Source organism: Virgibacillus chiguensis (genome assembly GCF_900129865.1).
GTDB classification, from domain to species: domain Bacteria; phylum Bacillota; class Bacilli; order Bacillales; family Amphibacillaceae; genus Virgibacillus; species Virgibacillus chiguensis.
Genome location: NZ_FQXD01000001.1, coordinates 171,000 through 194,795 on the forward strand (window position 1 = coordinate 171,000; position 23,796 = coordinate 194,795).

Sequence of the window (23,796 nt, forward strand, 5' to 3'; positions counted from 1 at the left end):
TGGTTAGAAAAACGGAAACAGGTAACAGAACCTACCTTGCACATTTAACTTTGCTGGGAAACCCAAATAAAATGGGAATAGCAACTTAGATAAATGCGGGTAAGCAGATTAATGCTTTACAAAATATAACCACTGGAATAAAGAACCTGCTATTTTTCCAAACACAATTGCCATAAGCAGCCATAACAAATATTTTTCAATACCAATCCGTTTATATAATATAGGAAATACATTAAGAACTTCTGCTAATGCAGCTGCAAGCATTCCATTAAAAATACCTTGTAATAGCCCCCATATAGCTATAAAAAATACTGAATTGTTCCAAACTACAGACGTAAATGATAAATAGGTTCCGAATAAACTTCCCACAAGAATACATGCTGTATAGATAGGTAGAAACATTTCTGTTTTACTTAATTGTATAAGTCTAGGAACAATTCCTAAAATGGTAATAAACGCTACATAACCAGCACCTACAGCAAGCCCTGCACTAAATCCAATTAAAGCTTCAAGAAGATGAGTGAGGATGGTCAGCATCGTTGTGTGCATTTTCGTATTGAATTACGTAATCATCTAAATTTCGCTGGTAATTATAAATTTCTACTTCTAATGGGCTCGGCTCTTCATTAAAGCGTTTATTAAACCAATGATTAAAGAACAACAGCATACCAATTCCTAATCCTAAAGAATAAGGAATTTGCAACCATAACGGATATTCTTTTTTCTCTCCAGTTAACAAAAAGTGAACTTTTTGATGTACTTCTTGCATACTTACATCATAATGAAAATTCATAATTGTCATTGCTGTTCCAACAAAGATTAGTAACCAAACACTAAGAGCAACAAGAACAGAAGGAGACTTTTTGCGCTTATTAATCCGAATTATTGTTTGATCTGGGCCAATTAATTGAAAATCCAGATCTGGAAAATTACAATTCAAATGTTCAATAACTAAAAAACTGTCAATTACAACAATATTTTTATCTTTTTTACCCAATCGATATATTGGTGTGTATTCAATTTCCTTTTTATTTGTATTATTTGTGGATATCACTGCAATATCTTTTAGTTGTAACAATTGATATGCAGTTAATTCCAGGGTTTTTTTCATTCTTACATAAACTTGGTTGGGCAATTTTCTCCCTCCAAACGCTTCGGATACTTGTATCATTTAGTATTTACTAAAACCTTAAAATTTACACAGGTTAATTATATTGAAGAATTTTCTATATTTAATTTGCTATAAAAACTGAGAAAACATCTTCTTTTTTGCTTGTACTATTTTCTGTAGCCCAAAGATTTATTAGGATATATTTCCCCCTCTTAAACTTATCCAACTCGCATCTATCAATTCTTGCGAAAGCACCTTTATATTTTGGAAAAAATCTTCATTCATATTTCCTATAGTACAAAAATGATCCCATCTACCGTATTTGGCAAATGGGATCTTACAACTAATTTTATTTAAACATTAATGTATAGTTTCATTTCCTCTAATATTTTCTTCTCTAATCGAGATACTTGTACTTGCGATATACCTAAACGTTTAGCTACTTCAGATTGCGTTTGATCTTTGTAATAACGCAAATAAACAATGAGTCTTTCTCTTTCACTTAGGTCGCGAATAGCCTCTTGTAAAGTGATCCTTTCAAACCAATTTGTATCTTGATCGGAAATTTGATCTAATAACGTAATTGGGTCACCATCGTTCTCAAATACCGTTTCATGAATAGATTGTGGCGATCTACTTGCTTCCTGTGCATGGATAACTTCTTCCGGTGAAATTTCCAATGCCTCTGATAATTCATTTACTGTTGGTGATCTACCGTTTTTTTTCGTTAATTCATCTTTTTTCTTTCGAATTCGGTTCCCAGTTTCTTTTAATGATCGACTAACTTTCACAGTTCCATCATCTCGAATAAAACGTTGAATTTCACCAATAATCATTGGCACAGCATACGTGGAAAAACGGACATCATAGGATAAATCAAACTTATCAATGGATTTAATGAGACCAATACTTCCAATTTGAAACAAATCGTCTGGGTCATATCCTCTGTTTATAAACCGTTGTACAACCGACCATACAAGGCGCATATTTTTTTCCACTAATTTATCTCTTGCTACTTTATCCCCTTGCTGACTTTTTTCAATTAGTGTTTTTACTTCCTGATCAGATAGTGAATCGCTCCTATTATCCCCTTGCACATTAACATTCATCGCTAAGACCTTTCACGATGAGCACATCGTTTTTGCGTTGGTTAATTGTTTGGTCATGTGTACAGTTGTGCCTTGTTCAGGATTAGATATAACCTCGACAGTATCCATAAAGTTCTCAATAATCGTAAAACCCATTCCAGATCGCTCTAACTCAGGTTTGGAAGTATATAGTGGCTGGCGTGCTTCGTCAATATCATCAATCCCAATTCCGTTATCCTTAATAATTAATTCCACTTGTTCATCTATTAACGCACAGGTTATTGTTACTTCATGATGAGGTTCATTATTATAAGCATGAATAATGCAATTAGTTACAGCTTCTGATACTACTGTTTTAATTTCTGTAAGCTCGTCCATCGTCGGATCAAGCTTACTTACAAAAGCAGCTACGGTTACTCTGGCAAATGATTCATTTTCACTAACACTTGAAAAGGTAACTGTCATTTCATTTTTCACGATGCCACCCCCAACGTCTCTAAAGCAAATTGCTCGTTCTCTTCTAATCGAACAATCTTAAATAATCCTGACATTTCAAACAACCTTCTTACTGGAGGGGAGACAGAACAAACAACCATCTCTCCTCCTAACTGTAATACTTCCTTATACCTTCCCAACACTACTCCTAGACCAGAACTATCCATAAAATCCATAGCTTCTAAATTTAAAACCACATGTTTAATGTCATGCTCACACATTACTTCTTTCCATTCTTTACGTAGTTGTTCTGCTTCATGGTGATCTAATTCCCCAGAAAGGCGAACAACTAATACATTCTCTTTAACAGCAAATGTTGAATGAAGTCCCATTGCCTTCGTCTCCTCCTTCATACTGCCATACTTTTATAGTTCGAGAATCTAGAATATAAATCCTGCTCGTTGACAAAAGAAGAAATAGTTCTGCCAAAATAGAAATAATTAATCATTTTTCGCCATATTTTGCCATACACGCTTCCAAAGAGTACCGAAAGTCGCCTCATGAATAGTATCTTTAACAGTCAAATTACTTTTAGATAAAATGTTATCTTTATCTTTTATAATAAGCTCACCTACAGAATCCCCTTTTTGAACAGGAAGTTGAATATCTTCTTTCATAACCACTTCTGTAGTAATATTGTCAAAAGAATCTCCCCGCTTAAATAATGTACTAATAGATTCTGCAGCAACTACATCCGTTTTTTTGTTTTCAGCTTTAGTTAGGTTTAGCTCGGTTATTTTATCACCTTTCTCAAATAATTTTTGCGTTTGATAATGGTTAAATGCATAGTCAAGCATTTTAGAAACTTGTTCATTTCTTTCTTTAGAAGAACTAGCTCCCATAACTACTGCAATAACTCGCATTTCTTCTTTTTCCGCTGTAGCGGACAAACAATATTTTGCTTCACTTGTATAGCCTGTTTTTAGCCCATCAACACCTGCATAAAATTTTACTAACCGGTTTGTATTCACAAGCCAAAATTCATTATCTTCCCCTTTACGTAAATAATCCTCATAAATGGAGGTGTAGTTAGTAATATCTTCATATTTTAGTAACTCTTTCGACATTACAGCCATATCATGAGCTGTACTATACTGATCATCAGCAGGAAGCCCTGTTACATTTTGGAATTTTGTGTTTTTTAATCCAAGTTCTTTTACTTTTTGATTCATTTTCTCTACGAAAGCATCTTCACTTCCAGCTATGCGTTCTGCTAAAGCGACACTAGCATCATTACCAGAAGCTATAGAAATTCCTTTTAATAAGTCATCAACACTCATCTTTTCTCCGGCTTCCAAGAATATTTGCGACCCTCCCATAGAGGCAGCATGCTCACTTACCCTTACTTGTTCGTTTATTTTTAATTTTTCTTCATCTAATGCTTCCATAATTAATAACAACGTCATAATTTTCGTCATACTTGCTGGTGGTAGTTTTTCATGCTCGTTTTTATGGAATAATATCTTTCCAGTGTCGCGCTCCATCAAAAGAGCTGATTTAGCATCTTCAGCTAACTTTTGATTGGTATTTTCTTTTTCTTCTTCAGCACTTACTAAAGTTACCGCGTTTCCAATGAGAATACAGACAAGGCTGATGATGCATAGAGCTTTTTTCATTGTTTTCCCTCCAATATTCCTATGTAGGTTATCCATTTTTAACCGATATAGATGCTTTAGTTTCTATTCAGACGTCATACATATAGGCTAACCAAATTAGGCATTTTTTATACCAGAATATTGGAGATAAGTTTACTTTATATGCTTACTTTAAAAGTAGTTTTTTAGAAAGACTTGGCGATCGCCAAGTCTGTATGGGGATAAAACATCGTCGTTTTACTTATACTATAAACCTAATCTTATGCTTTCCTAATAGCACAAAAATAAATGGCTCGCATTGAGCGAGCCATCACTTATCTTGACATAGTTTCCTAACCTAAGGAAGGAAAGTTTGTTAAACTAGTTTTTCGTCAAGATGTAGAAAATTTCACCTGTTTTATATCTAGAAATAAACGAAAGCTTTTCGTTCTCTAGAGACTAAAAATCATGATTGCAAAATCGTACTCTTGCATATAGGCTTCAATTCAAACCAGTTAAGGTAAAAAAACCTATTTTTATGATTCTGTAATCATACCATGAATTAATGTTGGTGCTTTTATTTCATTTGTGGAAATAGTAATACTATTGTAAAGCTTCTCTTTAACATCGTTAATTTCTTCTGTATTTGCATAGATTGTAAGTAAAGATTCTCCTTCTTGCACACTGTCTCCAATCTTCTTATTTAAAACAAGACCAACCGCTAAGTCAATTACTGCATCTTTCGTTGCTCTGCCAGCACCTAGCATCATCGCTGCCGTTCCAATGTCATCAGCTATGATTTCAGAGATTTTTCCGGAACTTTTAGCAGGCAGTTCTATTTTATAAGATGCTTGGGGTAAAGTTTCCGGATGATCGACTACAGAAGCATTTCCACCTTGAGATTCAAGAAAAATCTTAAATTGCTGTAATGCCTTTCCATTATGCAGGTTCGCTTCTAATTTCTTGCGCGCCTCATCAATTGTATCAGCTTGCTCTGCCAAAACAACCATTTGGCTTCCTAATGTTAAGCAAAGCTCCGTTAAATCTTCTGGCCCTTTTCCTTGCAATGTTTCAATTGCTTCTTTTACTTCTAAGGCGTTTCCAATTGCTTGACCCAGTGGTTGACTCATATCAGAAATAACCGCCATCGTATTTCTTCCTACTTTATTTCCTATTGTAACCATAGCCGTTGCAAGTTCCTTAGCATCTTCTAACTCTTTCATAAAAGCCCCAGCGCCCGTTTTCACATCAAGAACGATAGCATCTGCACCTGAAGCAATCTTTTTACTCATAATAGAACTAGCAATCAGCGGTATTGAATTTACTGTTGCCGTAACATCTCTCAAACCATAAATTTTCTTATCAGCTGGAGTAAGATTGCCTGACTGACCTACGACTGCTACTTTGTTTTTATTAACTAAGTCTATAAATTCATCATTGGATATTTCAACATGAAAGCCCGGCACAGACTCCAATTTATCAATTGTACCACCTGTATGACCTAGTCCTCTTCCACTCATTTTAGCTACCGGTACACCTACAGAAGCAACGAGTGGTGCAAGAATTAACGTTGTTGTATCACCAACACCTCCAGTGGAATGCTTATCTACTTTTATTCCTTGAATAGCAGATAAATCAATCTGATCCCCAGATTCGACCATAGCTTGGGTCAACTCAGCACGTTCTTGATCATTCATATCTTGAAAATAAATTGCCATTAATAGAGCACTAACTTGATAATCAGGAATTTCTCCATTCGTATAACCTTGAATAAAAAATTGAATTTCGTCTTTTGTTAACGCTTGATTGTCTCGTTTTTTTTCAATAATGTCATACATACGCATATTTATCAACCTAACCTTTCCGGAATTTTTACAATTACTTGCTTAACAAATTGCAGAAATGATTCTTTCACTCGTTCTGTAGTTTCAATTACTTCATCATGGGTTAATGGCTGATCAAGAATACCTGCTGCCATATTTGAAATGCAAGAAATACCAAGGACATCCATACCAGCATGCGCTGCAACAATAACTTCAGGAACCGTTGACATCCCAACAGCATCGCCACCTAACGTTCGAAGCATACGAACTTCAGCAGGCGTTTCATATGAAGGGCCTGTATTGCCAACATACACCCCTTTTTGAATTGGTAAACCAATGTCCTTAGCGCAAGATTCAGCATGTGCAATTAATTTTTTACTGTACACTTCCGACATATCGGGAAATCTTACTCCTAATTGATTATCATTCTTACCAATTAATGGATTGGCTCCCATGTTATTGATATGATCTGTAATAAGCATAAGATCTCCAGGGCGAAATTGTTCATTTACGCCACCAGCCGCATTGGTAACAAGAAGAGTCTCCATTTCAAGCTCTTTAAAAACACGAACAGGAAAAGTAACTTGTTGCATTGGATATCCTTCATAATAATGAAACCGTCCTTGCATGGCAATAACTGGTTTTCCTTTTAATAATCCTGAGACTAATTGCCCTTTATGACCTGATACCGTTGATACTGGAAAATGTGGTATTTCGTTATATGGAATAACTACTGCATCTTCAATTTCATCCGCTAACACGCCTAACCCTGATCCTAGAATTAAACCTATTTTAGGTTGATGTTGTATTTTTTGTTGTATAAACGTGCTTGCTTGCTTTATTGCTTCTGGATTCATACGCGATTCCCCCTACTATTTTTTAATGCTATTTAAGAAGCTTGTTCCATGTTTTGGCATTGAAACTTCAAAATTTTCAGCAATGGTTGCACCAATATCAGCAAAAGTTTCACGTATTGGTAACTCTTCCCCTTCTTGTATACCATTATGATAAACAAGTAGTGGAACAAACTCTCTAGTGTGATCTGTACCATGGTGAGTTGGATCATTACCGTGATCAGCGGTTATAATTAATAAATCATTATCCCGTAGTTTCTCTAGTACTTCTGGGAGTCGATCATCATAAGCTTCCAAAGCTTCAGCATAACCGTCAGGGTCACGACGATGTCCGTACTTCGCATCGAAGTCAACTAAATTCAAAAAGCTGATTCCATTAAAGTCTTCTTCCATAGATTCGACTAATTTTGTCATTCCGTCATCATTATCTTTTGTACGTACTGCTACCGTAACCCCTTCCCCATCATAAATATCAGAGATTTTTCCTAAAGCAATGACATCGTATTGATTATCCTTTAATTCATTCATAACTGTTCTACCAAACGGCTTTAAAGCATAGTCATGGCGATTTGCAGTTCGTTCAAAGGCACCTGGTTTACCAATAAACGGTCTAGCTATCACACGGCCAACCATATACTTTTCATCTAATGTTAGCTTTCGTGCTATCTCACAAATACGATACTGTTCATCAATTGGAATGATTTCTTCATGTGCAGCGATCTGCAAAACAGAATCTGCGGAAGTATATACAATTAACGCACCCGATTCCATATGTTCTTCGCCAAGTTCTTCAATAATTTTCGTACCAGACGCTGGTTTATTTCCAATTACTTTACGACCCGTTTGTTTTTCCAATTCTTGAATAAGTTCAGCTGGAAAGCCCTCTGGAAAAGTGCGAAACGGCTGTTCAATATGAAGCCCCATTATTTCCCAATGACCTGTCATCGTATCTTTCCCATTCGAAGCTTCTTTCATTTTTGTATAATGTGCTTTTGGAGAATCCGCTTTCTCAATTCCTTGAATTTCTCTAATATTACTTAAACCTAAGCTCCCCATATACGGCATATGAAGTCCATTCCGATGTGCTGCAATATGTCCTAAAGTATCAGCCCCCTTATCATTAAATTTTTCAGCGTCTGGCGCTTCTCCAATACCTACAGAATCCATTACTACAAGAAAAATACGTTTAAATTTTTGCAATGATGTTCCCTCCTTCTATTAGTTATGTTCCCGAAATTAAGAGAAACTATGTTTACGTTCCATGTTGTAGGATGTCAGACAACTCAGTAGAAATTAAGCTCTGGGATGATAACTTGTATAAACATCCTTTAGCCTAGTTTTTGTTACATGTGTATATATTTGTGTTGTGGAAATATCCACATGTCCAAGCATTTCTTGAACCAGTCGTAAATCTGCCCCATTTTCTAATAAATGCGTAGCAAAAGAGTGCCGTAATGTATGGGGTGTAATCGTTTTGTTTATACCGGCTTCCAACGCTCTTTTCTTTAAAATTTTCCAAAATCCTTGTCGTGACAATGGCTTACCATGTTGATTTACAAATAGAGTATCCGTCGGTTGACGTTTCAATAACTTCTTTCTTCCCTGTTGCAAATAGTTCTCCACTGCATGGATAGCTGTATTACCTAATGGAACAATACGTTCTTTCGACCCTTTGCCTACACACTGCACAAATCCCATGGTTAGATGTAAGTCAGAAACTCTTAAAGTAATCATTTCAGTTACACGTAATCCTGTTGCGTAGAGAAGTTCAAACATAGCTTTATTTCTTACTTGTAATGGGCTTGTCCCTGGGATGTTTAAAAGCGCATCCATTTCTTTGACAGACAAAACATCTGGTAGTTTGCGCTCTTTCTTTGGTGTTTCAATATGCAAACTTGCATCATGAGTCACAATTCGCTCACGAACTAAAAATTGATGAAACGCTCGCAGTGAAGAAATATGACGAGATATCGTAGCTGAGGACTTATTATTATCCTTCAAGCTGTATAAAAACTTGGTCATATCTGTTCGTGTAACTTTTTCCCAATCATTTCTTCCTACAATCGTTTTTAAGTATTGAATATAATGTTTAATATCTCTTTGGTAGGATGTAAGTGTATTATCTGACAACCCCCGCTCAATGCGCAGATACTGAAAAAAATCTTTTGCACTATCATGTAACATAATTTTACTCCCCTAAACGGAAAAATAAATGAATGCGTTCAAAAAAACTATGCTCTTCTGAATACACTTTCACAGCAGGTCCTTCAGGTGGGGTGTAGCGATGAAAGTGCTCATATTCAGCATGCATGACACGTAAACCATAGTAAAATAATAAGGTGAACGCAACAAACAAAAAAAACACTTTTACAATATCCATTAGAATTGTTCTCATACATTTTGCTCCTCTAAAAATATCTTTATAAAAAAGATATGCAGAAATAGAGGGGCAATATACGTATTAAAGTAAAACTTCATATAGCAATAGTTTCCAAACTTAACCATAGCAGTTCGTGCCATCGTACTTGGCTTCTGTACTAACATGGAAACTCTTAACCTAATAAGGTATGGCCGTCACTTGAAGAGTTAAAATAAAAAACTAGCAAAGAGTCTTATCTTTAATGTACAGCTTTTATCGCTATTTGTAAATGATTTTCCATATGTAAGTTATTATTTTTTTAGTTCGTTTCCTATCCGATTAGCGAATACAAATTTTCTAGGTTCCATTATCCAAATACAATTTAAATAAAACAATTTAGTAAAAATACGTGCTTCTAGTATAGTAGCATGAAAATTAACTAGAAGCACTTACTGTTACAGCTTGGCATTGCTTACAAACACCATGGAATGTGAGTCGGTGATCCTTTACTTGAAATCCCCATTCATTTTGAACTATTTTTTCAACCTCTTCAAGTAAATCTTCTTCAATTTCCTCAACTGCACCACATTCAGAACAAACGAGGTGGTGATGCGAATGTTTTGCACCTTCTTTTCGTAAATCGTAACGAGAAACACCATCACCAAAATTTATTTTATCAACAATTTTTAATTCCGATAATAATTCTAATGTACGATATACAGTTGCCAAACCTATTTCTGGGGCTTTTTCTTTTACTAATAAGTAAACATCTTCCGCACTTAAATGGTCTTCTTCCCTTTCCAATAAAACACGGACAGTAGCTTCGCGCTGTGGTGTTAACTTGTAACTTTGGGCATGGAGTTGTTTTTTAATCCGGTCAATTCGATGTTCCATTGGGCTATTACCTCCCTCATATCCCATCTTTATTATATGCGTGGATGAAAATTGTGTCAAAGCAAAATCATATTACATTATATTTATAATAATTATAAGATAAGATGGATTATTAGTAAAATGACCGAACAACCCATTGCATTGCTTCATTTGCAATAAATGTTTCTAAAAGAGCAGCAACACTAGCAAAAAGAGCCAACAATGAAAATAATATGACGTATCTTCCAAAAGGTTGAAAAACTGGTTGTGCTATTTTATTAGTAAATAATTTACTCAACAATGTTAAAGAAAAAATCATTGCCAAGCTACCTGCTACAATATATACAGGTATAATAAGAAAGTTTTGTGGAGCGATGGATAAAGTAGCGATCAACAAACCATTCAATCCTAGCTGATTAACCATAAAACCAACAGAGAATCCGATTACCAAACCTTTAAGAAAAATTAGGATCCAAACTAATGGCAAACCGATTACAGATAACCCTAACACAAATAAAAGCAATAAATACTTAATATGATAAAAAAAGCTATTTTTGAAAATTTCATCGTAATTCGCTTGTTCATTATCGGTTATCTGTTTGAAAAATCGTTCTAAATAGAAAAATAAATCTTGTTTCTGAACAAAATTCATACTATTAACGAGGATTGCTCCAAATATAACACCAGTTAAAAATAGAATGACCATAAATAAATAGATTGTTGCATGTTCTTTGACGTGATTAATGAGAAGCGTTTTATTTTTCTGCATTGGAATCCTCCATTCAAAAACTGCTATATTAAAATCTATGAAGGTAACCAAGCAAAAATACCATGTTTCTATTAACTTTCTATCAAAAACTATACATTTACAAATGCATTTCCCTATTTGTAATAACTTAATAAGAGATAGTTGACATCGTGTTATATTACAGAAGATATCTTATTGGCAGCGTGAAGGTTTATCGATTCTATTAGCAAGTTCACTTAATAAAACCGTATTTCCCTCCACCTCCCTCTTGAACATGTAATTCCCCATTTCTCATATCAATAATAGCTTGTGCTATTTGTTCTGATACTACTAGAGCAAGCTTCTCCCTAGTAGTTTGATGTATAATATGCATCTCTGTTCCAAAGCTTTTCAAAAGTTTTTCATATGTTCTCTTCCCTATACCCGGCAAGTATTCTAATGGAACTTGATACGTATAGTCCGGTCGCGAGCTACAAAGTTCATCCGCGTCCTTTAAATCTGCAATTCGGTCTGCTACACCTTTCACATGTTTTTTAGAATGACAGTTAGGGCAAACCGATTTTTCTACCGTTAAATAAGTTAAGCATTGACTGCATACCGTTCTATAGTATTTACCTAATTTGGGATTCATTCCGTAATTATTTTGTATTTTCCTGCCATTTTTGTTCGCTAATACGAACTGAAACTCTTTAAATGAAGGATGTTTCATTTGCATATGTTGATACTCACGGGCGATCTTTCCTAAAGAATGTGCATCAGAGTTAGTTAGATACGTAAAAGAATGCAGTTCCTCTATCTGATCGGCCATCTGCGTATCAGCACTTAGACCTAGCTCCATTCCATCAATTAAATCTGGTGATAGTATTTCTGATAAAGATCGTAAAACACCCTTACCATATAAACTTTTAAAGGGAGTAAATATGTGCGCGGGAATAAACACACCTTGTAAATCTTTTACTTTCCATTGTAATTCTTTAGCAGATCCATAAAAACGTTGCGAGCTTAAAGAAATATTCTTCATCCGTAGACTAAGCCATTCAGAAAATATCTCCATTTGGTGGATTTGGGGAAAATAGCAAAGGACATGTATCGGCCCTTGCCCCTTGGCATCATTCACCTCAATTTCTGATCCTAATAGAAGCGTAACGGAATCAAATCGAATACCACCTTCTTGTAACTCTTTAGCTTCCCCTTGAATTATCAACTGTTTCAACTCCCGTAACACAGCAGGCGCTTGACAATCTACTACGCCTATCATATCAATTCCTTTATTTATACTTGCTTCTCTTAAAATCGCCGTTAATGTCAGACGGTTAGAAGCCGTTATTTTAACAGGGGCAAAATACATGTCTCGACCAATATGGATGTGTAAGTCAGCCGTATACGAAGATAGCATTTAGCTCAAACCTAATGCGTGTAAATAGAGAATAGCATAATTTGTTTTTGCATCATGAATTCGTTCTGCTTCCACGTATTGTTTTGCTTCTTCTAATGATAATTCAACGATTTCAATAAACTCATCCTCATCCCCGTCAACGCTTTCGTCTAACGGATCCAATTGGTCCGTAATATATATATGCATTAATTCATTCGCAAACCCAGGCGAAGAATAAAACGAAGTTACAAATGATAATTCTTTCGTCGTATATCCTGTCTCTTCTTCTAATTCACGAATTGCTGTGGTCTCCGGATCTTCACCTGTTTCCAGCTTGCCAGCAGGAATTTCTAAAATAGATTTTTCTAAAGGCTTTCGGAATTGTTCCACTAGTACAATCTTATTTTCTTTCGTTATAGGAATGATCCCTACTGCACCTGGGTGTTTAATAATCTCTCTTTTCGTCTCTTTACCATTTGGAAGTTTTACATCATCTACTTGTAAATGTACGATGTTTCCTGTAAATATTTGCTTGGAACGTATCGTTTTCTCTTCAAATTTGTTCATTAATATCACCCTTGTTATGAATTCGTTTTTCCTTATTTTATCACAAAATCATACGTATGGTTTGTTTTCACGGTTATGAGTAGATAAAATAGAGTTACTAGGGACGATTATAACGTTCAATAGCTACACTGCTGATTTATAAAACATACCTAATTATAAATTTAATAGTAAGTGGTAAAAAAGAAAGGAGATGGAAAATGAACCAACTTGGAAAATCATCTATTTACATTTCAGAATTAACATTAGGCTGCATGTCAGTAGGTACAGATTTACAAAGAGCGAAGAATATTATTGACTATGCGCTTGATAACGGTATTAATCATTTAGACACAGCTGATCTATATGATTTTGGAGAGAATGAAAAAATTGTTGGAGAAGCGATCAAACAGAAGAGAGATCAAGTAATTATTACTTCAAAAGTAGGCAATCATTTTGATAAAGTAAAACAAACTTGGTTTTGGGACCCTTCTAAGAAACATATCCTCAATGGTCTAAAAGCAAGCCTTCAACGCCTACAAACAGATTATATTGACTTTTATATGCTACATGGTGGCACCATTGAAGACCCAATTGACGAAACTATTGAAGCCTTTGAAGAACTAAAACAGGAAGGACTCATTCGAGCTTATGGCATATCCTCGATACGACCTAATGTTATCAAAGAATTTGTAAAAAAATCTTCTATAGACGGTGTTATGATGCAATATAGTTTGTTCGACCGAAGACCTGAAGAAGAAATACTTGACCTTTTACTGCGAAATCAAATTAGCGTTTTAGCAAGAGGCCCTTTAGCAAAAGGAATTTTAACTGAACATGGGATTCATCAGATTGATAAAAAAGGGAAAAATGGTTTACTTGGATATTCAAAAGAAGAACTTCATCAAACTTATGAACAACTTACTTCTATCAATAACCCAGCGAAAATAAGTGAGCTTGCATTTCAATATGTCTTGAAACATCCAGCTGTTGCTAGTGCGGTATTTGGCGCAAGTTCTATTGACCAAATAAAAGAATCAGTTACAAAAAATATTACGCATTCTTTACCCGAACAGATCTATGAAAAATTAAAAGTAATAACCAAAGCTCTTGTTTACGAGGCACACCGTTAGAATTTTTTAAGTTTTCCTTAATACACTCTCAAAATTGCTAACTGTTGGTATGTAAAAAAATAGCAGCGGATGCATTTTGAGAGAACATACATTCAGGTTGATTGTCAGTGATGCATAGTGCGTGCAAACTTGTGCAAATAATTATTAAACGCGGCTGTTTTTTAGTAAATTCTTACTTGAACGATCTCTTCTTTGGACACTCAACGATGAATATTTATTCTATGAGAGAAATTAATTGTTGTCTAGAAATAAAAGGATTCAAAATCTCCTCAGGACTGTTTAGACGAAATAAACCTTGGTTGTAATCCAAAATTAATTGTTCTGCAAAAAATATTTCTTGTTGTTCTTGAATATAAGTCGGTATTTGCATATTTAATACCCGCTTATAGTTTGATGGCAATTGTTTTGTTAAACAAATTGTTGGTATGCCGTTTACCCCACAGCCGCACCCCTCCGTATCATACCACAAAAATAAATACGGATAATATTCTAGCGGTAATCCTTGTAGCTCTTCCCAAGCTTTACTCGTAATTTTTAGTTCCATTGGAATTCCCCCTTTATTTTTTCATGAATTGGCTTTTAAATAGCTTTTCGCATATTGCTGGAAACAATTGATAGATTCGGCTGCCAATTTCCATCCAAAATGGCAAATTTATCTCTCTTTTTGGAATAAATAATTGTTGTACAATTTTTTTTGCTACATCATCTGGATCCAACATGTAACGCGCAACATTTTTCTCATACCTACCTGTTGGATCAGCTGTATGAAGAAAATTCGTTTTCACAGGCCCTAAATTTACTGCTGTCACATAAATATTACTACTTGCAGTCAACTCCAGGCGCAGTCCATTTGTAAAGCCAAGTACTGCATGTTTGGTCGCTGCATATACGCAAGCTTTTGGAGTGGCTATTTTCCCTGCTTGAGATGCTATATTAACGATATGTGCTAAGGATTGTTTTTGAAAATATGGCAACAGCTGCTTGGTTATACCAATTAAAGAAGTTACATTTAATTGGATCATAGACTCGATATCACCGTCATTCATTGCACTCAATTCTGCAAACATTCCTATACCAGCATTATTAATGAGACCATGCACTGGATCGTGGTTTTCTATGATTTCATTTATTACCTTTTTTGTCTCCTGCTTGTTTAACAAATCAACAATATAAATAGGACTATCAATATGGAATGAGTAAAGAATATCCGCTTTTAAATGCTCCAATTTATCTCGTGAGCGAGCTAATATTATAGGAATACCTCTCTCCTTAGCAACATACCATGCCACTTTCTCTCCAATGCCGCTTGATGCACCTGTAATAATTATTTTTTTATTCACTAATGAAGTTCGCTTCATAAACGATGATTCCGTCCTTTTTTCTTTTTATGATTTGTTTTAAAGATTCTAGATAATCTAATTGTCCGAACGTTTCTGACATAGTTAGGTCAATTTGTTTTTTATATTGGTATGGGAATAACTTTTTACAAATTTCAAATGGCGTTAACATTACGCTTTGCTGTAAAAATTCATAAACTATATTTGCTCTTTCCTCCTGCTTTGTTAAACGTGAGAGAATCAACTGTTGTGGCTTCTCTACGATCTTGCCGTGACCAGGTAACACTTTGTTCACGTTTATATCAACGCATTTTTGCAAATTCTTCCGATATTGTATCATCGGCTTTGGTCTATCTTCTATTGTTTTGCCTATTTTCGGTGGCTCTATTATTGGATTGGACGAGATATGTTCCAAAAGATGATCCCCGCCAATTAAAAGGTGATCACGGTCACGCAAAAAAGACAGATGGCTTTGCGCATGCCCTTTCGTTTCAATTACTTCCCATTCTGGATGTCCAGGTAATCGATCACCTTCTACTAGCGGTGTCGTAACTTCTCCTCTCCCTGCAAAATCCATGGTTGCTTCAAGCTTATCCAAAGCCTGATAAAATATTTTAGGGATGCCACTAGCCACGAAGTATTGTTCAAAAAAACGCCTATAATGTTCCAAATATTCCTGATCTCTTGTGAGCCAAGTGTTCACACTTGGCTCAGCGGCAATATATTGTGCATTTGGAAACTGTTCTGTTAAACCGATATGATCAGGATGATGATGGGTCAAAATAATCTGCTCTATATCTGATGGTCGATAACCTATTTGCTTTAATTGCGTTGTCAATGCTTCCCATGCCTGTCTCGTTTTCACACCAGCATCCACAATAGATAAAATATCTCCTTTTAAAACGTATACATGCACATCACCGACCGCAAAAGGAGTAGGCAATGTTAGCTGACTAATTGTTTGTTCAATTACTTTCATATTTGATTCCTCCAACTGAATCGCCATTCATTTTTATTTCAAATATTAAGATGCCATAAGTCTTTCTCTTCAAAAAGAAAAACGGCACCTCCATTCTGAACTCATTCAAAAGTGACTAGGTGATACCAATGCGATACTAACAAATATAAGGTGTTTACTTCATATATTGTACTTCCTTTCTACTTCTTTGTCGATTTTTTTATGTTGTATCTAATGCACTGTTAGGCGACATGTTCAATAAAAAAAGACAAATTTTACATACTCGTTAATGATACTTTGATTATTCACATAAACACTTCTCTCCACATAAGCTATTGTTCTGTACCATTCATTTTATTAGGAAAAACTAAGCTTATCACGAAGTCTATATGCGGAAAGGTGTAGTATTGCTTATACGGTAACTCTACCATTTCTAAAATGAAATGTAACTAGTTGCATACGTTAAGTAACTATTAATAAACAATCACATTTGACCCTATTACGTCAGAAACTTTATCATAGTATTACACCTATCATATATTTTCTGTTAAACATAAACGTATAAGGTAATGAGGAAGTAAAATAATGGCAGCATGTTACTAAAAGCATTGAATAATCCTTATTCAAATGTAAAAATATTTTAGTACGTGCATTTCGAGGTGAAACGGAGTGAAACCAACCCTATATGCTCATCGAGGGGCAAGTTATTATGCTCCCGAAAATACGATGCCAGCCTTTGAATTAGCATATCAAATGCAAGCGGATGGAATTGAAACAGATGTTCAATTAACAAAAGACCAAGTGCCAGTTCTTATTCATGACGAGAATGTAAAAAGAACAACGAACAGCAGCGGTTATATTAAAGATTATACTTACCATGAACTATGTCAGCTAGACGCAGGTAGTTGGTTTTCGCCTAATTATGCCCATACTCCTATTCCAACTTTAGAAGACTTTTTAACATGGGCGAAGCATAAGCCTTTGTATTTAAATATTGAACTAAAAAATAATAAAGTGGCATACCATCATATAGAGGCCATCGTTTATGAGTATATTTCTGCTTATCAACTAACGAATAGAACAACTATATCGACTTTCAATCCTAATAGCGTGGTTAAACTGTTAAATTATAGAAAAAACATTGAAATAGCGTTATTAACATCGCGGCGATATCGCTATCCTATACATGTTGCAAAGGAATTAGGTGCTAGTGCATTACACCTAAAATATAAGTTGATCACACCAAAAATCGTAGCCTCCGCTTATGAACAAAACGTAAAACTAAGACTTTATACTGTAAACCGCCCGGCCCACATTATTCGATCTATTCAATATGGTGTGGACGGAATGTTTACAGACGTACCTGATCTGGCATTCTACTATCGTAATTTGTTGTACAATCGTTAATCCTTTATAGTTGGAAACGACGCTTCAAAAGCTCGTAAATATAACAACGAGTGTATAATTGCTATACAATCCAAATACCTTGAATACGCATACAAATTAATTTACTGTTAATACAGAAGAGACAAGGTATTAACTTTCCACTCAGTTCTCATTCAAGTCGGGTAGCTTTAAAAAATATCTTGATATTTTTTCCTACTGCATGATGAAGAAAAAAATGCTATTCTAAACAAAAGCTATTATAAATGCAGTATAATAGCTATAGTGGGTCATTTAAGGAATATGGAGGAATAATAATGGAAGTAGTTTTTCTAGGTACTGGAGCTGGTGTTCCTTCCAAAGAAAGAAATGTTTCTGCTATCGCGTTATCATTACTACAAGAACAGAATAGTGTTTGGTTGTTTGATTGTGGAGAAGCAACACAACACCAGATCTTGCAAACGAATATCAAGCCACGGAAAGTTAATAAGATATTTATTACGCATATGCATGGCGATCACATTTATGGTTTACCAGGTTTTTTAAGTAGCCGTTCTTTTCAAGGAGGAAACAATCCTGTAACTGTCTATGGTCCAAAAGGTCTGAAACAATATATAGAAACAAATCTAACCTTGAGTGAGACACACTTGTCCTATCCGTTATCATTCGTAGAAGTAACCGATCAAATGATTATTGAAACAGAGCATTTTCAAATATATGTTCAGTCATTAGATCATGGCATACCATGCTTTGGTTATCGAGTTGTTGAAAGGGATAAGCCAGGTGAGTTACTTGTTCACAAACTAAAGGAAATGGGTATTGAACCAGGTCCGATCTATAAGGAAATTAAAGAAAATGAGTACGTAACTGTACCTGATATTGGAACTATTTATCGTAAGGATGTGGTTGGTAAACCAAAACGAGGAAGGATTATTTCTGTAATCGGTGATACGAGGTTTTCTAAGCTTCACAGAAAGCTTGCTAATTATGCAGATTTACTTATTCATGAAGCGACATTTGGCAAAGATAAGCAAAACCTAGCCCACCGTTACTATCATTCAACAACGTTACAAGCTGCTCAATTAGCCACGGAAAGCAATTGTAAACGTCTAATTATTACACATATTTCGTCAAGGTATCAACAAAAAGAAAGCGAACAACTGTTACAGGAAGCCCGAGAGATTTTTCCTAATACAGAATTAGCTAATGATTTTTCAAAGTTTACCATTACATAAAGGAGGGCTTTCATTGATAGACATTCCACAGCTTGTTGCTGATCAACGTACATTTTTTTTAAATGGAAACACGATGGATTATAGCGTTCGTAAGCAACAATTACAAAAAGTAAAATCAATGTTAAAGGAAAATGAAGCAAGTATCTATCAAGCATTAAAAGCAGACTTAAATAAATCCAAACATGAAACATTAACAACTGAGTTGGGCTTTTTATATATGGAGATTGATCATACTCTAAAACAATTACAAAATTGGATGGAACCAATTAAAGTAGCTGCACCAATTACCCATAAAGGTACAAAAAATTATATATTAAAGGAGCCATTTGGTGTTTGTTTAGTAATTTCACCTTGGAATTATCCATTACAACTAGCTCTGGCTCCTGCAATCGGTGCTTTAGCCGCAGGGAATTGCGTCATCATCAAGCCTTCAGAAGAAGCAAAAGCAACATCAGCACTATTAAGAAAGATGATTGATAATTATTTTGACCCTTCTTTCTTAGCGGTTGTAGAAGGTGAAAAAGAGACTGCTCAAGAATTATTGCAACAACGCTTTGATTACATTTTTTTCACAGGAAGTACCGCTATCGGTAGAATTATAATGAAGGAAGCGAGTAACCATCTAACACCTGTTACATTAGAACTTGGTGGTAAAAGCCCTGTCATTGTTGATAAAGACGCAAATATTAACCTAGCAGCTAAAAGAATTGCATGGGGAAAATTTACCAACGCAGGACAAACTTGTGTAGCTCCTGATTATTTATATGTACATGAGAAAGTAAAATTTAAATTAATTAAATCCATGAAAAAATATATTCGCAGTTTCTATGGACGGACCCCATTAAACAATAAAGACTACATCCGAATAATTAATGAAAAACATTTTAATCGCCTATCTAAATTCCTTACTAACGGTTCCATTTTACACGGTGGTGCGACGGATCCACTAACGTTAAAAATAGAACCAACCCTTCTAGATAAAATCACTTGGGAAGATTCTGTGATGCAAGAAGAGATCTTTGGCCCTATTTTGCCTATATTAACGTTTAAAGAAATTGAAGAGGCAGTGAGCGTCATACGTAAACAAGAAAAACCATTAGCTTTATATTATTTTGGAGAAAATGGGCAGACACAGCAGCAAATCATGCAATACTTATCTTTTGGTGGTGGTAGTATTAATGATACCGTTCTACATTTGGCGAATCCACATCTTCCTTTTGGCGGAGTTGGTGAGAGCGGAATAGGAGCTTATCACGGTAAGTTCAGCTTTGATACATTTTCTCATAAAAAAAGCATTATGAAACAATCAACAAAATTTGATGTACCGTTTCGCTATCCAGGCGGAAAAATATCCGATAGCATTTTGAAAAAAATCATGAAATAAGCCTATAAAATTAGATTTTCATTGAGCAAATGAATAAACACTCCAACAATCCTCAGGTCTATTTGTGAGCGATTGAATGAGTGTAGTGAACTTGTATTCAGGAGAGGTGCTTCTCCTCCCCTGAATGATTTTCTCCCTATTTAGTTTACATAATGTTATTATCGTGAACTAATAGAGGTTTACAATATTAATATCCTGCAATATAGGAACTTCATTACCATACCAAGAGTAAGTGATTTGATAATTTGCATTCACCTTTATTAAATCCCATGTTGATTTGCTTTCTATTATTATATCTATGATTTGATTCTCTTCTATTTCAACCGAAATATAATAGTCATTGTTTTTGACGTATTTGTCTACCGCTTTCGCAGATGAATATGAACTAGTATGTAGTAAAAAATAAGAGCCTATAAAGTAAATCAGCATAAGCCCGATAACGGAAAGTGTAAAATAGGTCAACACGCTCCATTTTTTATTCACTTTTCCTCTCCCCTCTCGAATTTTAAATTCAATTAAGATAATCAAACGCTCTTTTCCTTATATAATATGCTTTTATCGCAATTACATTTAAAAAGAGGAGGTATGGATCTTTTTTTAATGTGGCTATCTGTCGTTTTTATAATCGTCTAGAAAATCTTTTTGAAAGCTTGTTGTTGGTTGCTGTGCATTTACGGAGTCCATATCTTCTACATGAATAAACGGATTTTCACCGTATTTACTGGTCAAATGATCAATTGCCTCGTATAATTTTTCTTTTTCCGCCTCATTTTGATACGTAAATAAATCCAACTGTTTTGCAATTTGTTGCCCTTCTTCTAAGTCAGCTACTGTTATTCCTAGCAAACGAATAGGTTCCATATTCCAATGTTTTTGTAACAGGTCATATATCTCTGTTAAAATATCTTTTGCACGATGTACATAATACCGTAGCTTTTTACTACGAGTAATCGTGCGGCGATCGTGATAGCGAATTGTTAATTGTACACTCTTTCCTACGGTTTTTTTTCGTTTCATTCTCTGTTCTACTTTATTAGCTAATTCTTTTAGTAAAGTATATATTTCTTCATCATCCGTAGTGTCAAAAGGAAGCGTTTTAGAGTTACCGATACTTTTAAAAGCATATATTGCATTTGGATCAATAGGGCGGTTATCTACACCATTTGCCCTGTTTTGTAATCGCTCACCATTTATTCCAAGGAATTGTTTTAAATGATATACATCCTTTTTTGCTAAATCTCCAATAGTATAAATGCCTGCTTTATTTAACTTGGTAGCAGTTTTTTCACCAACCCCATACATTTCTCCAACTGGCATCGGCCACAATTTAGTAGGTAATTCGCGCTTTCTTAGCACGGTTAAACCTAAAGGCTTTTTCATATTTGAAGCCATTTTAGCTAGAAATTTATTAGGCGCAATACCAATACTACTTGGTAAATCAAGCTCCCTTAATATTCGTTGTTGTATTTCTTGGGCTAGATCAACAGCGTGGACATCTTTTGCAATTTCTGTAACATCCATAAAACCTTCATCAATAGATACAGGCTGTACGAGAGTAGTATACTCAGAAAATATTTTAAATAACGCCTTAGAAGCTGCTCGATAGCGTGAGAAATTAGGTCGCATCACAAGCAAATCCGGACATAATTTTTTTGCTTGCCATACGTTCATTGTTGTTTTAACTCCTTTGGCTCGAGCTTCATAACTACTTGTTACCACGATCCCTTTTCTTTCCTCAGGATTACCAGCAATAGCTAACGGCTTTCCTTTAAGGCTGGGATCATAAGCCATCTCCACGGAAGCATAAAAGCTATTCATATCGACATGGAAAATAATTCTTCTTTGTTTCTCGGCACCATTATTCATTTCGATTACTCCCTTATGAAGTAAATACTATACTATTATCCCCTCCAAGAATAGTACTTAGAGGGGAGTTCACTTTAATTTTTAGCTACTTCCTGAATAATTGCTGTCACGAGTTCTGTAACTTTCACCAAGTCTTCTATTTTCATCCGTTCATTCGTCGTATGAATTTCCTCATATCCGACAGCTAAATTAACTGTTGGTATACCATACCCTGAAATGACGTTGGCATCGCTGCCTCCACCACTTTGAAGTAATTGACTTTCCAATCCAAGCGTTTGAGCAGCTTTCCTAGCTACCTCTACCACTTTATCTCCAGGTTCTTGTTTAAATCCAGGGTACATCACTTTAACAATAACTTCTGCATCTCCACCAAGTTCTTTTGCCGTTTGTTCAAAAGCTTCTACCATTTTCTGAACTTGCGCTTCCATCTTTTCTGGAACGAGAGATCTTGCCTCTGCTAAAATTTTTACATGGTCTGCTACAATATTTGTTTGTTTTCCACCTTCAAAACGACCAATGTTTGCAGTTGTTTCCTCATCAATTCTTCCTAAAGGCATTTTAGCAATTGCTTTTGCCGCTAACGTAATTGCAGATATCCCTTTTTCTGGTGCTACACCCGCATGAGCTGTTTTACCTTTTATAGTTGCATGGAGCTTCGCTTGCGTTGGTGCAGCAACTATAATATCTCCCACATTACCGTTACTGTCTAATGCATAACCATAATTTGCTTGTAATAAAGAGGTATTTAAAGCTTTTGCTCCTACTAATCCAGATTCTTCGCCAACTGTTATTATAAATTGAATGTCACCATGACTTATTTTTTGTTCATTAAAGACGCGAACTGTTTCAAGAATCGCAGCCAATCCAGCTTTATCATCCGCACCTAAAATAGTTGTGCCATCTGAAGTAATCCATCCTTCTTTGATGACTGGTTTAATGTTTTTACCCGGTACAACCGTATCCATATGAGATGTAAAGTAAATGGTCTCCGCGTTAGCAATATCCCCTCTCCAATTACAGATTAGGTTTCCGGCACCATGACCTGTCCTAGATTTGCTATCATCTTCCAAGACTTCAATACCTAATGCTTCAAATTTACTTTTTAAAACAGATGCAATTTTTCCTTCGTTGCCTGTTTCGGAATCAGTTTGTACAAGTTCTAAAAATTCTTCAATTAAACGCTTCTCATTCACCATTTAAATCATCCTTTTTATTTGTCTCTTCATAGTGGGTATTCCCATGGTTTTTAACTGGAGATGACTGTTACTTATGTTTAGTATCTCCAAAGCTTGAATAAATTTACTTCGGGTTTCTCATGAATGAATCAATCACATCTTGTACTAAAAATACTTCTGCCACTTCATAAGGTGTCACAAATCTTTTTGTATGTAGAGATTTTTTCGTTCTAAAGTGGCAGTGGGGCATTACTTTGTGCCAATTTCTTAGCATATAAGATAGATAGACATCGCACCTTCTTCACCAATCACTGCTATTTCAGCATTTGGTCATGCATACCAATAGATTTATTATTTAAAGCAATATATGCACTCCCCATAAGTTTTCCGTATAATAACAGTAATTTTGCGTACTGTCGCTTCGGGATAACTATGATAATTTTTCCCCATGTCTAATACCACCATGCTCTTGTTTTACTTTA

At 35.2% G+C, this 23,796-nt stretch carries 25 protein-coding genes; 4 read left to right on the plus strand and 21 right to left on the minus strand.

Annotation, left to right across the window (positions count from 1 at the left end):
- Positions 1-108: 108 nt before the first annotated feature.
- From BUB45_RS00895 to BUB45_RS00965, 15 genes are all read right to left on the minus strand, one after another.
- On the minus strand, positions 109-549 hold the full coding sequence (locus BUB45_RS00895) for a stage V sporulation protein AB (protein ID WP_280157276.1): 441 nt from the start codon (positions 547-549) through the stop codon (positions 109-111).
- The gene (locus BUB45_RS00900; protein ID WP_073004259.1) at positions 509-1,171 is read right to left on the minus strand and encodes a stage V sporulation protein AA; all 663 of its coding nucleotides are present in this window, start codon (positions 1,169-1,171) and stop codon (positions 509-511) included. Before BUB45_RS00900 ends, BUB45_RS00895 begins: the two co-directional genes overlap by 41 nt.
- 293 nt (positions 1,172-1,464) lie before the next feature.
- On the minus strand, positions 1,465-2,220 hold the full coding sequence (gene sigF, locus BUB45_RS00905; RefSeq protein WP_073004260.1) for an RNA polymerase sporulation sigma factor SigF: 756 nt from the start codon (positions 2,218-2,220) through the stop codon (positions 1,465-1,467).
- Between the two features lie 12 nt (positions 2,221-2,232).
- Complete coding sequence (spoIIAB, locus tag BUB45_RS00910) at positions 2,233-2,676, minus strand: anti-sigma F factor (RefSeq protein WP_073004262.1); 444 nt, start codon at positions 2,674-2,676, stop codon at positions 2,233-2,235.
- Positions 2,673-3,026, minus strand: a complete 354-nt coding sequence (gene spoIIAA, locus BUB45_RS00915) for an anti-sigma F factor antagonist (protein WP_073004264.1) — start codon at positions 3,024-3,026, stop codon at positions 2,673-2,675. The genes spoIIAB and spoIIAA overlap by 4 nt, the downstream gene beginning before the upstream one ends.
- Before the next feature lie 108 nt (positions 3,027-3,134).
- On the minus strand, positions 3,135-4,310 hold the full coding sequence (locus BUB45_RS00920; RefSeq protein WP_073004266.1) for a D-alanyl-D-alanine carboxypeptidase family protein: 1,176 nt from the start codon (positions 4,308-4,310) through the stop codon (positions 3,135-3,137).
- Positions 4,311-4,804: 494 nt separating this feature from the next.
- Positions 4,805-6,112, minus strand: coding sequence for a pyrimidine-nucleoside phosphorylase (locus BUB45_RS00925; protein WP_073004267.1), 1,308 nt, complete (start codon positions 6,110-6,112; stop codon positions 4,805-4,807).
- Positions 6,113-6,117: 5 nt separating this feature from the next.
- On the minus strand, positions 6,118-6,948 hold the full coding sequence (locus tag BUB45_RS00930; protein WP_073004270.1) for a purine-nucleoside phosphorylase: 831 nt from the start codon (positions 6,946-6,948) through the stop codon (positions 6,118-6,120).
- A 15-nt stretch (positions 6,949-6,963) separates the two neighbouring features.
- Positions 6,964-8,145 carry a phosphopentomutase gene (gene deoB, locus BUB45_RS00935; RefSeq protein WP_073004271.1) on the minus strand — a complete coding sequence of 394 codons (1,182 nt, stop codon included), beginning with the start codon at positions 8,143-8,145 and terminating at the stop codon, positions 6,964-6,966.
- A gap of 93 nt (positions 8,146-8,238) precedes the next feature.
- Complete coding sequence (gene xerD / locus BUB45_RS00940; protein WP_073004273.1) at positions 8,239-9,129, minus strand: site-specific tyrosine recombinase XerD; 891 nt, start codon at positions 9,127-9,129, stop codon at positions 8,239-8,241.
- 4 nt (positions 9,130-9,133) lie between these two features.
- The gene (locus BUB45_RS00945; protein WP_073004275.1) at positions 9,134-9,340 is read right to left on the minus strand and encodes a DUF4227 family protein; all 207 of its coding nucleotides are present in this window, start codon (positions 9,338-9,340) and stop codon (positions 9,134-9,136) included.
- A 399-nt stretch (positions 9,341-9,739) separates the two neighbouring features.
- On the minus strand, positions 9,740-10,198 hold the full coding sequence (fur, locus tag BUB45_RS00950) for a ferric iron uptake transcriptional regulator (RefSeq protein WP_073004277.1): 459 nt from the start codon (positions 10,196-10,198) through the stop codon (positions 9,740-9,742).
- Positions 10,199-10,310: 112 nt separating this feature from the next.
- Entirely contained in the window at positions 10,311-10,946 is a 636-nt protein-coding gene (spoIIM, locus tag BUB45_RS00955; protein WP_073004278.1) for a stage II sporulation protein M, read from the minus strand.
- Between the two features lie 211 nt (positions 10,947-11,157).
- On the minus strand, positions 11,158-12,321 hold the full coding sequence (locus BUB45_RS00960) for an endonuclease Q family protein (RefSeq protein WP_073004280.1): 1,164 nt from the start codon (positions 12,319-12,321) through the stop codon (positions 11,158-11,160).
- Positions 12,322-12,867: an NUDIX hydrolase gene (locus tag BUB45_RS00965; protein WP_073004282.1), complete on the minus strand. Its 546-nt coding sequence runs from the start codon at positions 12,865-12,867 to the stop codon at positions 12,322-12,324.
- Positions 12,868-13,064: 197 nt separating this feature from the next.
- On the opposite strand from BUB45_RS00965, the gene BUB45_RS00970 reads away from it, so the two are divergent.
- Positions 13,065-13,976: an aldo/keto reductase gene (locus BUB45_RS00970; RefSeq protein ID WP_073004283.1), complete on the plus strand. Its 912-nt coding sequence runs from the start codon at positions 13,065-13,067 to the stop codon at positions 13,974-13,976.
- A 214-nt stretch (positions 13,977-14,190) separates the two neighbouring features.
- Here BUB45_RS00970 and BUB45_RS00975 read toward each other — a convergent pair whose 3' ends face one another.
- Genes BUB45_RS00975 through BUB45_RS00985 form a run of 3 tightly spaced genes read right to left on the minus strand, consistent with a single transcriptional unit; the run spans position 14,191 to position 16,292 of the window.
- Entirely contained in the window at positions 14,191-14,520 is a 330-nt protein-coding gene (locus BUB45_RS00975; protein WP_073004285.1) for an iron-sulfur cluster biosynthesis family protein, read from the minus strand.
- A 13-nt stretch (positions 14,521-14,533) separates the two neighbouring features.
- Positions 14,534-15,316 carry an SDR family NAD(P)-dependent oxidoreductase gene (locus tag BUB45_RS00980; RefSeq protein ID WP_425303946.1) on the minus strand — a complete coding sequence of 261 codons (783 nt, stop codon included), beginning with the start codon at positions 15,314-15,316 and terminating at the stop codon, positions 14,534-14,536.
- Positions 15,309-16,292 (minus strand): MBL fold metallo-hydrolase, encoded by a 984-nt coding sequence (locus BUB45_RS00985; RefSeq protein WP_073004288.1) that lies wholly within the window; start codon positions 16,290-16,292, stop codon positions 15,309-15,311. The genes BUB45_RS00980 and BUB45_RS00985 overlap by 8 nt, the downstream gene beginning before the upstream one ends.
- Before the next feature lie 648 nt (positions 16,293-16,940).
- Between BUB45_RS00985 and BUB45_RS00990 the strand changes: the two genes are divergently transcribed.
- The 3 genes from BUB45_RS00990 to BUB45_RS01000 all read left to right on the plus strand — a co-directional run bounded on the left by BUB45_RS00990 (position 16,941) and on the right by BUB45_RS01000 (position 20,273).
- Positions 16,941-17,678, plus strand: a complete 738-nt coding sequence (locus BUB45_RS00990; RefSeq protein ID WP_073004290.1) for a glycerophosphodiester phosphodiesterase — start codon at positions 16,941-16,943, stop codon at positions 17,676-17,678.
- 293 nt (positions 17,679-17,971) lie between these two features.
- Positions 17,972-18,889 (plus strand): ribonuclease Z, encoded by a 918-nt coding sequence (gene rnz / locus BUB45_RS00995; protein ID WP_073004292.1) that lies wholly within the window; start codon positions 17,972-17,974, stop codon positions 18,887-18,889.
- 73 nt (positions 18,890-18,962) lie between these two features.
- Entirely contained in the window at positions 18,963-20,273 is a 1,311-nt protein-coding gene (locus tag BUB45_RS01000; RefSeq protein WP_425303951.1) for an aldehyde dehydrogenase, read from the plus strand.
- Between the two features lie 168 nt (positions 20,274-20,441).
- Here the strand turns inward: BUB45_RS01000 and BUB45_RS01005 are convergent, their stop codons facing one another.
- The 3 genes from BUB45_RS01005 to BUB45_RS01015 form a co-directional block, all read right to left on the minus strand.
- Positions 20,442-20,756: a hypothetical protein gene (locus BUB45_RS01005; protein WP_116277017.1), complete on the minus strand. Its 315-nt coding sequence runs from the start codon at positions 20,754-20,756 to the stop codon at positions 20,442-20,444.
- Positions 20,757-20,879: 123 nt separating this feature from the next.
- Positions 20,880-22,139 (minus strand): DNA polymerase IV, encoded by a 1,260-nt coding sequence (locus tag BUB45_RS01010; RefSeq protein WP_073004297.1) that lies wholly within the window; start codon positions 22,137-22,139, stop codon positions 20,880-20,882.
- 74 nt (positions 22,140-22,213) lie between these two features.
- On the minus strand, positions 22,214-23,335 hold the full coding sequence (locus BUB45_RS01015; RefSeq protein WP_073004299.1) for a M20/M25/M40 family metallo-hydrolase: 1,122 nt from the start codon (positions 23,333-23,335) through the stop codon (positions 22,214-22,216).
- Between the last annotated feature and the right edge of the window lie 461 nt (positions 23,336-23,796).